Annotated in this window: 11 protein-coding genes; all 11 read left to right on the forward strand. The window is 53.8% G+C overall.

Features of this window, described 5'->3' with window-relative positions; genetic code table 11:
- Positions 1–26: 26 nt before the first annotated feature.
- The 11 genes from A2273_08015 to A2273_08065 all read left to right on the forward strand — a co-directional run bounded on the left by A2273_08015 (position 27) and on the right by A2273_08065 (position 11902).
- A complete protein-coding gene (locus A2273_08015; protein ID OGF08282.1) occupies positions 27–524 on the forward strand; it encodes a hypothetical protein in 498 nt (165 codons plus the stop codon).
- A gap of 85 nt (positions 525–609) precedes the next feature.
- Positions 610–1635 (forward strand): virion core protein (lumpy skin disease virus), encoded by a 1026-nt coding sequence (locus A2273_08020; GenBank protein ID OGF08283.1) that lies wholly within the window; start codon positions 610–612, stop codon positions 1633–1635.
- A 315-nt stretch (positions 1636–1950) separates the two neighbouring features.
- Complete coding sequence (locus A2273_08025) at positions 1951–2838, forward strand: membrane protease subunit, stomatin/prohibitin (GenBank protein ID OGF08284.1); 888 nt, start codon at positions 1951–1953, stop codon at positions 2836–2838.
- A 126-nt stretch (positions 2839–2964) separates the two neighbouring features.
- Positions 2965–3222 (forward strand): hypothetical protein, encoded by a 258-nt coding sequence (locus tag A2273_08030; GenBank protein OGF08285.1) that lies wholly within the window; start codon positions 2965–2967, stop codon positions 3220–3222.
- A 19-nt stretch (positions 3223–3241) separates the two neighbouring features.
- Entirely contained in the window at positions 3242–5509 is a 2268-nt protein-coding gene (locus tag A2273_08035; GenBank protein OGF08286.1) for a hypothetical protein, read from the forward strand.
- Between the two features lie 128 nt (positions 5510–5637).
- Positions 5638–6549 (forward strand): hypothetical protein, encoded by a 912-nt coding sequence (locus tag A2273_08040; protein ID OGF08287.1) that lies wholly within the window; start codon positions 5638–5640, stop codon positions 6547–6549.
- A gap of 65 nt (positions 6550–6614) precedes the next feature.
- Positions 6615–7172: a hypothetical protein gene (locus A2273_08045; protein OGF08288.1), complete on the forward strand. Its 558-nt coding sequence runs from the start codon at positions 6615–6617 to the stop codon at positions 7170–7172.
- Positions 7173–7229: 57 nt separating this feature from the next.
- Entirely contained in the window at positions 7230–8726 is a 1497-nt protein-coding gene (locus tag A2273_08050) for a hypothetical protein (GenBank protein ID OGF08289.1), read from the forward strand.
- 117 nt (positions 8727–8843) lie between these two features.
- Positions 8844–9845 (forward strand): galactose-1-phosphate uridylyltransferase, encoded by a 1002-nt coding sequence (locus A2273_08055; GenBank protein OGF08372.1) that lies wholly within the window; start codon positions 8844–8846, stop codon positions 9843–9845.
- A gap of 11 nt (positions 9846–9856) precedes the next feature.
- A complete protein-coding gene (locus A2273_08060) occupies positions 9857–11305 on the forward strand; it encodes a starch synthase (protein ID OGF08373.1) in 1449 nt (482 codons plus the stop codon).
- Positions 11306–11311: 6 nt separating this feature from the next.
- Positions 11312–11902, forward strand: a complete 591-nt coding sequence (locus A2273_08065) for a gliding-motility protein MglA (protein OGF08290.1) — start codon at positions 11312–11314, stop codon at positions 11900–11902.
- The last annotated feature ends 50 nt before the right edge of the window (positions 11903–11952 follow it).

Genomic DNA, 11952 nt, shown 5'->3' on the forward strand with positions numbered 1-11952 from the left:
CTAACCCCAAGATAAGGAGGCCCGCCATGCCGGATGCCAGCGATAAAGTAAGGAATTTCATGGAAAAGATGTTCCGGATAGTTCCGGGATACGGCGGCTACGCCGAGAAGGAATCGCGCCGCAATACCGACAAACTATTGCGCCTGCACCTGGCCGGGCAGCTGGACGGGGTCAAGTCGGCCTTCGACCGCTTTATATCTGACATGACCAAGCAAAAGGGGCATCTGGAGCTGATGTCGGACGCCTCATCCGTCACCAAACTGCTGGAGAAGGTGATCGACCGGCTTAAATACGCCGAATACGGCTATTCCGGTTTCTTCGACAGCCCTAAGGTGCTGGAGCCGCAGTTGGACGCCCTCTACCAGTTCGACATCGATCTTTCGCAGAGCATCATGGACCTTAAGAACAAGGTGGCCCAGATCAAGCCGGACTCCTCAATCCTGAAGGCGCTGTTGGAGGACCTGCGGAGATTCGACGACAGGCTGAATGCCAGGCATGAAGCGATAACTGAAAGCCAGAAATAACAGCGTAGCAATCGAGATACAATAGACATGCCATGGACATTCTATTGTATGACAACCGTATAACAATCGTAACAAGGAGACAAAGATGGCCAAGATAATGGAAGTCATAGAATATTTTGACAATACCGGCAATCAGCTGGTGCACCGGGTTCCCGAGGACGGCTCGGGCGAGACCAAGATCGGCTCCCAGCTGGTGGTCCGGGAAAGCCAACAGGCCGTGTTCTTCCGGGACGGCAAGGCCATGGATGTCTTCGGGGCCGGCCGCCATACATTGACCACCATGAACCTGCCGATCCTGACCGGGATGCTCAAGGGGGTATTCGACGGCAAGAGCCCCTTCCGGGTGGAGGTCTATTTCGTCAACTCCAAGGTATTCACCGACCTGAAATGGGGCACCTCGGAGCCCATCCCCTTTCGCGACTCCGAACTGCAGATGATCCGCCTGCGATCCTTCGGCATCTACTCCACCAGGGTCAAGGATCCCCAGCTGTTCGTCAACAAGATGGTGGGCACCCAGGGGTTGTATACCACCGAGCAGATCGACGGGTTCTTGAAGAACGTAATCGTGTCCCGGCTGGCCGATTACTTGGGCGAGAACTACCAGACCATCCTGGATGTGGCCCAGCATTACGATGAGTTGGGCACCGGCCTGAAAGCCAGACTGCAGGAGGATTTCGGCAAGTACGGCCTGGAGATGGTGGACCTGTACATCAGCGCCATCACCCCCCCGCCGGAGGTTCAGGCCCGGATGGACGAGCGGGCCGGGATGGCCGCGGTGGGCGATCTGAACCAGTATATGAAGTTCAAGGCGGCCAACGCCATGGGAGACGCCGCCAAACAGGAAGGCGGCGCAGCCGGAGCCGGCGTGGGCATGGGTGCCGGGATAGGAATGGGCATGATGATGCCCGGCATGCTGCAGCAGGCCATGGCCAGCGGGCCGATGGCCGCCTGCCCCAAGTGCGGCACCCAGAACCAGACCACCGCCAAGTTCTGCTCCAACTGCGGCGGCCCGATGGCGGTGACCCCGGCCACCACCCCCTGCCCCAAGTGCGGCAAACCGGTGGCGTCTGGCAGCAAGTTCTGCAACGACTGCGGAGCGAAGCTGGGTTAACCGAACCACAAAGACACCAAGACACTAAGGCTCAGAGACTTTTTCGTCATTGCGTGAATGACATCGTAGTTTGACTTGCGAAGCAATCTACCGTGTCATTCCTGTGCAGACAGGAATCCAGGTACTATTGAACCACAAAGGGCAAAGAGCACAGAGTCTCTTTTTCTTTTAACTTTGAACTTTCTACTTTAAACTCATATTGCCACAGAGGCACAAAGGTTTTTATTCGTTTTACTTTATACTTGCAGCTTTAAACCTATGAAGGGCAGACCTGCATCAGCCCATCTATCAGCAAAATATTAAAGGAGGTCCCCCATGTTTTTCATATTCACACTGATCGTCGCTTTCGTAGCCGGATACATGTGGTTCTCGGCCGGCAAAAAGACCCAGCAGTTCAACGAAGCCTTTGCCAAGAACAAGGCCGTCTCCGGCATCGTGGCCGTATTCTTTTTGATAGTAGCTGTCTTCCAGATGCTGACCGTCATCCCGGCCGGGTACGTCGGCATAGTGGACTTCTTCGGCAACGTCTCCGCTAAAACCCTCAAATCGGGGATAAATTTGCGCAACCCTCTGGCCCGGATCGTTAAATTCTCCATCAAAACACAGGAAATGTCCGAGGATATGCACGTGCCGTCCAAAGAGGGACTTACCGTTCAGCTGGATGCCACCGTGCTGTTCCACCTTGATCCCGACAAGGCCGCCGAGGTTTATAAAACGGTCGGCCCGGATTACGTCAATATCATCCTGGTGCCGCAATTCCGCTCGGTATGCCGTGGGGTTACCGCCCTATACGAGGCCAAGGCGCTTTATACCTCCCAGCGAGAGGAACTGGCCCGGCTGATTCAAGTGGACCTGGAAAAGATGGTGGCCGCCCGAGGCATTGTGATCGAGACCACTCCCCTGCGACGGGTAACCCTCCCGAACAAAGTGACCGACGCCGTCGAGGAGAAGCTCAAAGCCGAACAGGAAAGCCAGCGGATGGAGTTCATTCTGACCAAGGAAAAGCAAGAGGCCGAACGAAAACGCATCGAGGCCCAGGGCATCTCCGATTTCCAGAACATTGTAGCCAAGGGCATCAGCGAGCCGCTGTTAAGATGGAAAGGCATCGAGGCCACCGAGAAGCTGGCTCAGTCGCCCAACGCCAAGGTCATAGTCATCGGCGCCGGCAAGGACGGCCTGCCGATAATACTGGATACAAAATAGGTCCGTTGACTGTCACCCTGAGAAGACATTTCACCCGCCAGTTTGAATGGGTGACAGCATATTACGATTCAATATGTACCCTTATATCCTGACAATCAGGGCACTAACTTTAACCGGAGAACATCTGTGATCAAAGAATTGGGACTGCTGGCAGGCTTTCTGACCACCCTCAGCTTTCTGCCTCAGGTGGTAAAAAGCCTGAAGACCAAGCACATGGACGATTTCAACATCTGGTTTTTGATATTGATGATCGTCGGCCTCTCCCTGTGGACCGTCTACGGGTTCATGATCAAACAGCTGCCCATCATCATCGCCAATCTGGCCACCATATCATTGAACCTGATGCTGCTGGGGCTCAAGATCAAATATCAAAAACAGAAATAAGGACATCAAGCCGAACAACATGCACAAGATCACCCTTTTCTCCTGCCTGGCCGCCATCACCATACTGACGGCGGGGCTTGACAACGCCGGTCCTAAAGCATCTTATCTTGAAACCGACCAAGGTGAATACTACCGCTACCAGATCGTCAAGCTGAGCCTGAAGCAGGATACCCTGTTTAAGGCAAACCCCGATTCCGCCTCCTTGCAGATATCCTTCCGCCACGGCGACAGCCTGATATCCGGAGTCGGCAATTGCTCGGGGATAAGCCTTAAATATGACAAAACAGACAGCAACTGGCGCGGCACCTGGGCCATGCCCTGGAACCCGCCGCTGGGCGTTTACCGGGCTGTTTTAAATGTTTATTCTGACAAAATCATAACGGACTCTACTAATTTAATACTTTCCGACTCCATTACTTTTATTGTCCGATCCCGCCCCCCCCGCTCCATCCCCGACGGCTTCTGCGCCATGACCATCGAGAGCGCCGGGAATATGCTCAACGCCAAGCTTCCCTCTCCGGTTAAAACCCAGAAGCATTGGACCAATTTTGCCGATTGGGCCAAATATCTGGGGGCCGATGCTGTCTGGTATTCGGTGGGCTGGACCATCGAGGGATATCCCGGGATCAACGACAAAAATCCCTGGGTCAAGGAGAATTTCAAGGTGTTCCCCAAACTGGCCGAGGAATGCCACAAACGGGGCCTCAAGTTCGGCGGGTACGTGGGCAGCTATCTGTTATGGGGCCCCACCCTGCGGAAACTCAAATACGATTATTCATTTGAAGCCAAAAACGGACGGGTGTTCCCCAACCACCACGTCAGCCTGGACGATGCCAAGCGCCGGGCCGATATTGTGAAGATATTGAAGCTGCTGCAGGAAGATCCCAATGTGGACTTCATCGGGCTGGATTACATCCGGCCGGGCGCCGGCGGATACGAAACAGTGGACGAATTCGTGGAGCAGATGAACATCGAAAAACCGGCCGGCTGGAACAGGTGGGGCAAAAAGGACCGGATGCTGTGGGTGGCCCGGCAGGTAAAACCCATGTCCGACAAGCCCATCCGGGCCCGCTGGCAGTGGTGGCAGGCCCACCGTTCGGCCAGCGCGGTGGAAAAGCTGATAGCCGAGGCCGGGGTTAGCAAGCCGGTATGGGGCTTCACCCTGGGCTGGGACAAAGGACACGAACACGGCCAGGACCCGCCGATGATGAACGATGCCGGTCTGGACCTGGACGCCATGATGATCTATGAATCCAACGCCCAGCAGTGTTTCGAGATGACCAACGTCTGGTCGAAATATCTCAAAGGCGATGAGGTCCAGATGATGGCCGGCCAGCAGATAGATTGGATATTATTGCAGAAAAGCACTGTCCCTCCCGCTCCCGAGGAATTCTACTGGCGTTTGACCGATGCCATCAAGGGCACCTCCGACGGCGGCCGGGTCAAGGGGTTGTTCTGGCACGATATGTTCCGAGGCATCCGGGGCCGCAAGGGACCGCACACCAGCCAGGAATGGCTGATCGTGGGAGCCGCGGCCTTCTCGAAGCTCAGGCAGGAGCTGGGGACATTGCCCCTGGATTCAAGGATGATCTCCCAAGCCGGGAAAACCGGGCTTCATATAAAGCTCAACCGGCCCTTGGAAAAGGTTAGCATAGAGCCGTTGACCAATGCCTCACCCGGCAAAATCAGCACTATCCAGCTTGACGATGGCCTGACCGACACCACCATTATCCTGGGAAAATCACCGGCCAGCGGTTTGGCGGCCTACCGCCTGACCTGGGGAAGCGACGACCACCGGGACCAGGTGGTGGTCTTCAGTTATTATCCCCACCCTTATATTGAGAAACCCTTCCGCCCGCTCCAGTCGTTCAGGGCCGGCGGCGATCTGTTGGTCGCTTTGCAGCCCGGCAGGAAAAACCTGGCCAGATCTGTCACCGCCGCCAAGCTAGCCCGGGAGAAGGGCCTGGTGGTCAATAAAACGATGGTGGACAGTCTCTATCCGTCCTTGGGGTATAAATACTCCAAACTGTTGATAATCGCCGGGGATAGCCTGTCGCCATCGGAAAAAACGGCTTTGGATTGTCTCATCTCCCGGTTCCCCGGATTGGCGGTTGCCGCCTGGGGCCAAGGGGACAGTCTGTCTAATCTGCCGGGGGCGAATATGATCCGGCTCAAAGGCGATATCATCGCCGATCCAGCCTATCTGAGTTTTGTCAATAGCCCCGCCCAGGCTCCCATAAGAAACGGCTCCAGTGGGGTGAAATTATCGTTATATCTTGACAAATAAGCTTTTATGAATTATCATTAAATGTTAAAATATGTTAAACTTTTATGATATGTCAATTGTCTAAAGTGATGATACGCAGAACAATTAAAATGGTGGTTTTTTGTTTCTTATCTCTGCCCTTCCCGGCTATGGCCTCAAAATACGCCGGGGAATTTCTGAATGTAGGGCTGGGATCGGCCGCCATGGGTATGGGCGGAGCTTATGTATCTATAGCCAATGACGCTTTTGCCGGCTACTGGAATCCGGCCGGAACCTCATCGGCCAGCCATCAGATAATCTTCGCCCATTCCAATAATTTCGGTTCGCTGGTGGCCCACGATGCTCTGGGATACTCCCGTCCCATGGGACAATATGCCCTGGGGCTGGTATATATCAGATTATCGGTCAAGGACATACCCTACACCAACCAGGCCCTGATCGACCTGAACAACAACGGCATAATGGATTCCGGAGAGAGGCTGGATTACTCCCAGATCATTTATAATGGCGAGGTAGAATCGGCCTTATTGTTGAATTATAGCCGTAAATGTAATCCTGAGACCCGCTGGGGCCTTAATCTGAAATTCGTCAATAAATCAGTGGGGCCCAGTTCGGCCTGGGGATTGGGTCTCGATGCCGGATTGATGACCGTCTGGAAAGAAAAGATAAAACTGGGCCTAAACCTGCAGGATATAACCACCACTTATCTGGCTTGGGATAACGGCACCAGGGAAGTGATCTCTCCCGCCGTAAAGCTGGGGGCGTCCTACCACCCCTCCATCGCCGGGGATAAGCCGCTGGCCCTGGCCCTGGGCGGCGATTTAAGATTCGAGGGGCGGCAATCCGCCGCCAATTACCACCTGGGCAGCCTGAGCCTGGACCTTCATTGGGGCCTGGAATACTGGCTGAAAAAAAGGATCGCTTTAAGATTGGGCGGAGATCAGGGTCGGTTTACCGCCGGGGCCGGACTTAAACTGGGGCGCTTCAATTTCGATTACGCCTATATGGCCCATAAATATCTGGAAAGCTCCACCCGGCTCTCCGGTGCATTCACATTTTGACAATTTGGATATGAGTTCGCCTGATGATCATTCAACGCGAAATACGACGCAAGGCGTTCCACATAATGGCCGGCTTGGCCCTTCCGGCTTTGTACTATGTCTTCATGCTGATCCACCAGACCACCCTGGCCAAATGGATAATCGCCGCCGTCGCCCTGGCTATCCTGGTGGTGGACATCATCCGTCTGAAACACCTGTTTATTAAAATAATTTTTCTGGATATCTTCGGCCCCCTGTTAAGAAAGCACGAGATCTCGGCCCTCACCGGAGCCACTTACCTGATGCTTTCATCCCTGACCTGTTTCGCACTTTTCAGAGACTCCATCGCCATACTGGCCATCTCCTACCTGATAGTCGGAGATTCGCTGGCGGCTTTGGTGGGTCGGAGCGTAGGCCGGATCAAATTCTTTGAAAAATCGTTCGAGGGGGCCGGGGCCGGCCTGGCGGGATGCCTGGCCATCGGACTGATAATAATGCACCTGCCCGGGACCGATATTGGCTTCTGGGAAATGGCCGCCGGGGCGGCCACCGCGGCCGTCGTTGAGATGCTGCCCATCCCGCTGGATGACAATATAAGGATACCTTTGGCCGCGGGGGCGGTAATGCAGCTGTTCTCCCAATAAACATATTTTTTATTACCAATTAACCAATTAAATCTAAACCTAACGAAGGAGCCCACTATGGCCTTTAAGAGAACCTTTACGCTTATTCTGGTACTGGCCTTGAGCGCCGCAGGCACCCTGGTCGCCAAGGACAAAGTCACCAAAGAAGACCCCGAGATGTTACTATCGCAGATGGCCCAGCTGAGCCTGAAATACCAGGACTATCCCCAGGCCGTCTCCGCATATAATAAACTTCTGGAGAGCTACCCCCAGTCGACAAGGGCCAAGGATTATACCTATTATCTGGCCCTGGCCTATGAGCGGTCAAACAATTTCCAGACCTCCGCCGAGAACTACCAGAAGGTGGTCACCGATTATAAAAATGTCAAATCCGCCATACCCGGCATAGACAGTCTATCCCTGGAAGGGGTCGGCCGTTGTTTCAACAAGAATTTTAAGGAATATGCCGCCATCATCAACGGACAGCCCATGACCAAGCTGGAGCTGGATGCCGAGCTGGAGAAGGTTCCCTCCCACTACCGTACCCAGTTCGAAGGCGATGCCGGCCGGAAGAAGTTTCTGGATCAGATCATCGAACGCCAGCTGCTTTACGCCGAGGCCCAGAAACAGGGGATTATCAACAACCCGGAGATCTTTCAGCGCATCAAGGATACCGAGCAGAACCTGCTGATCAGAGGTTTATACGATCAGGAGGTCATACAAAAGGCCCAGCCCTCCGAGAAGGAAGTAAGGGATTACTACAAAAAAAATATCAAGGAGTACCAGACCCCGGAGCAGGTAAGGGCCAGCCAGATCGTGGTTGACAACTATGCCCAGGCCCAGAAGATATACCAGGAATTGAAATCAAAAAAAGGCCAGCCCTTTGACACTTTGGTGGCCAAATACTCCATCGCCCCCAATGCCCGGAGCAACGGCAGCCTGGGATTGATCAACAAGGATCAGAAGCCATCGCCGGAGCCGGTTCTGTTCAAAACCGCCAAAGGCAAATATTCCAAGGTGATACCTGCCCAGCCCCGCTTTGCCGTGGTCAGGTTGGTGAATAAGGAAGGCAAGAAGTTGCATCTTAACTGGATCGTCGCCGGGACCGAGGATGAGGCCAAAAAGATGATTGCCGAGCTCAAGGCAACGCCCGACTCATTCGGGGCCATAGCCGCCAAGAGGTCCCTGGATGCCAGTAAGGACCAGGGCGGGGATCTGGGCTTGGTGAATAAGGACCAAGTGGCCCCCGAGGTTTTCAAAGCTGCCTCCGGCCTGAAAGCCGGCAAATTCACTACCAAACCGGTCAAATATTTTGCCCAATACGCCATTTATCGCATCGATGACAAGATCAAGGCCGGGGTCAGGGATTTTCAGCAGGTCCAGGCCCAGATAAGCGGGCAGCTTCAGAAAGAGCGCCAGCAGGCCCTTTATGACGGACTGCTGAAGAGGTTGAAGGAAGAGGCCAAGATAGAATATCTAATCGAAGTTCCGGAGCCTGCCAAGATGGAAGAAAAACCGGTTGAAAAACCGGAGCCCAAGGGAAAACTCCAAAAGAACGCCAAGCCCAGAAAGTAAGCAAAAGACTTTCCAATAAATAAGAGGCTGGGAGTATATCCAGCCTCTTATTTATTGACTTTGGTAAAAGGATTAGGCTATAATAAACATAATAATTTCAGCAATCAAAATATAATTATGCCTGAATTAAGAAAAGATCCTATCATCGGCCGCTGGGTCATCATCTCCACCGAAAGAGGCAAACGGCCGGTTGATTATGAAGTGGTGCCGGAGCCAGCCAAGAAAGGCGGGTGCCCCTTTTGCTACGGCAACGAGGCACTCACCCCCCCGGAGATAATGGCCGTACGTCCCCCGGGCTCCCCGGCCAACGGTCCGGGTTGGGAACTGCGGGTAGTGCCCAACAAGTTTCCGGCCCTCCGGGTTGAAGGCCAGTTGGATAAATCGGGCGAAGGACTTTACGACAAAATGACCGGCATTGGAGCCCACGAGATTTTTATCGAAAATCCAGTGCACGATCTTCATCTGGCCGATATGAAGACGGACCAAATCGCGGAGCTGCTGCAGGCCTTTGTGGCCAGAATGCAGGATTTGAAGCGCGACATCCGACTCAAATACCTGATGATCTTCAAAAACCAGGGGTTCCGGGCCGGGGCCACCATGGAGCACAGCCATTCCCAGCTTATCGCCACGCCCATAGTCCCCAAGACCATCAAGGAGGAACTGGAAGGCTCACTGGAATATTATAAATACAAAGAACGCTGCGTTTTCTGCGACATCATCAAGCAGGAGATCGAAGATGCCCGCCGGCTGGTCATTGAGAATGACAGATTCATCAGCATCGTACCCTATGCCGCCCGATTTCCTTTCGAGACCTGGATTCTGCCAAAGAAGCATCTGTCCAGCTTTGAGGACAGCGCAGTTCCTGATCTGAAGATGCTGGCCGAGATCCTAAAAGGGACACTGCTGCGCATGAATCGCTCGGTCAACACCCCGCCCTATAATCTGGTCCTCCACACCGCCCCTTGCGATCGGCCCAATATCGACCACTATCACTGGCATATAGAGATCATGCCCCGCTTGACCAGGGTGGCTGGATTTGAAAGGGGCACCGGATTTTATATTAATCCCACCCCCCCGGAGGAGGCGGCTGCATTTTTAAGGGAGGTCGCTATAAGTTGACCGAACGGCCGTTGAACATAATAACCATCGCTTCCGAGATGGTCCCATTCGCCAAAACCGGAGGGCTGGCGGATGTCGCCGGCTCCCTGGCTCAGATGTACCAACAAGCGGGGCACCGGTCCATAGCCATCGTGCCGCATTATCAGGCTAGCGATAAAAATATTCTGCAAGCTGAATCGACCGGCATCGAATTCGAGGTCCCGATTGGCCACGGCACCGAGAAAATAACAGTTTTTAGATCCCGAGCCGTTCCCGGGGTCACCAGCTACCTCATCGATCATCCCTATTTCAACAGCCGGGCCGGACTGTACGGCACCGCCCAGGGCGATTACCAGGACAACGCCCAGAGGTTCATCCTGTTTGCCCGGGCCTCGCTGGAGTTGATCATCCGGCTGGGGGTGAACTTCGATATAGTCCACTGCCACGATTGGCAGTGCGGACTGATCCCGGTGTATCTGAAGAACATATATTACAATGACCCCGTTATCAAGGATACCAAAACGGTCTTCACCATCCATAATTTGGCCTTTCAGGGGTTATTCCCGCCCGAAACCATGCTGGCGGCCGGGCTGCCCTGGTCCCTCTTTCACATTGACGGCCTGGAATTCTACGGCAAGATGAATTTTTTAAAAGGCGGTCTGTCCTTTTCCGACCACATCACCACGGTCAGCCCCAATTATGCCCGGGAGATACTGACCCCGGAGTTCGGCTGCGGTCTGCACGGACTGTTGAACATCCTGCAGCATAAACTTAGCGGGATCATAAACGGAATAGATTATTCCGAGTGGGACCCCGGGACCGACAGGTTTCTGCCGGCCAGATATTACGCAACTGACTTTACCAGCAAACAGACCTCTAAAAGACTTCTTTGCAGGAGATTCGGCCTAAAATACCAGGCCGAAAAACCCCTGCTGGGAATGGTCTCACGGCTGTCCGCTCAAAAGGGCCTGGATATATTGGTCGAATGTCTGCCCCGATTATTCGAAAGCAACCTGGATATCGCAATCCTGGGTACCGGAGATATCGGATACCATGAACTGCTGATCAGCCGGCAGCAGCAGCATCCGGAACGACTCGGGCTGAAGCTGGCCTTTGACAATGAAATGGCCCATCTGACCTATGCCGGCTCGGATATGTTCCTGATGCCCTCCCGATATGAGCCCTGCGGGCTGGGGCAGTTGATAGCGTTAAGATACGGCGCTATACCCATAGTCCGGAATACCGGCGGGCTGGCCGATACCGTGGTCGATTATAACCAGGGACTTCAAAAAGCCAACGGATTCTCTTTCAATGAATACTCCCCGACGGCTTTTTCCGGGGCGATCTCCCGAGCCCTCAACTTGTTCGAGGATCAACCGTCCTGGCAGCAGCTGATGAGCAGCGCCATGTCCTGCGATTATTCCTGGAAGGCATCGGCCCGGAAGTATCTGGATTTATTCTATAAATTATTAGCGGAATGACAGTTTATGGCCCTTATAAATCGAGCCTCCCGTGAGATCAGCTGCAAGATCGTTTATTACGGCCCCGGCCTGGGCGGCAAGACCACCAACCTCCGACAGATCTACCAGAAGGTTGACCCCCAGGCCAAGAGCCAGCTGATATCGCTGGCCACCGAACTGGACCGCACCCTATTCTTCGATTTCATGCCGCTGGACCTGGGAACCATTCAGGGATACAAGACCAAATTCCATTTATACACCGTCCCCGGCCAGGTGTTCTACAATGCCAGCCGCAAGCTGGTGCTGAGGGGCGTCGACGGGATAGTATTTGTGGCCGATTCCCAGCGGGAAAGGTATGAGGACACCCTGGCCAGCTTTGCCAATTTAAAGGAGAACCTGGCCGAGATGTCCCTTTCCATAGAGACCATACCGCTGGTCCTTCAGTATAATAAAAGAGACCTGCCCAATATCGTATCCCTGGACGAACTGAAATCCCAGCTGAACGGCAATAACTTGCCCGACTTCGAGGCCGTAGCCAGCCAAGGCATCGGTGTTTTTGAGACCTTAAAGGAGGTTGCCCGTCAGGTGCTGAGAAATATCGGCAACCGGTCGCTATAGAGTATAATAAGGATTATCAAGACCAATCGAATCGCTTCGGTTGGTCTTGT

The sequence above is a fragment of the Candidatus Edwardsbacteria bacterium RifOxyA12_full_54_48 genome (assembly GCA_001777915.1).
Classification (GTDB): domain Bacteria; phylum Edwardsbacteria; class AC1; order AC1; family EtOH8; genus UBA2226.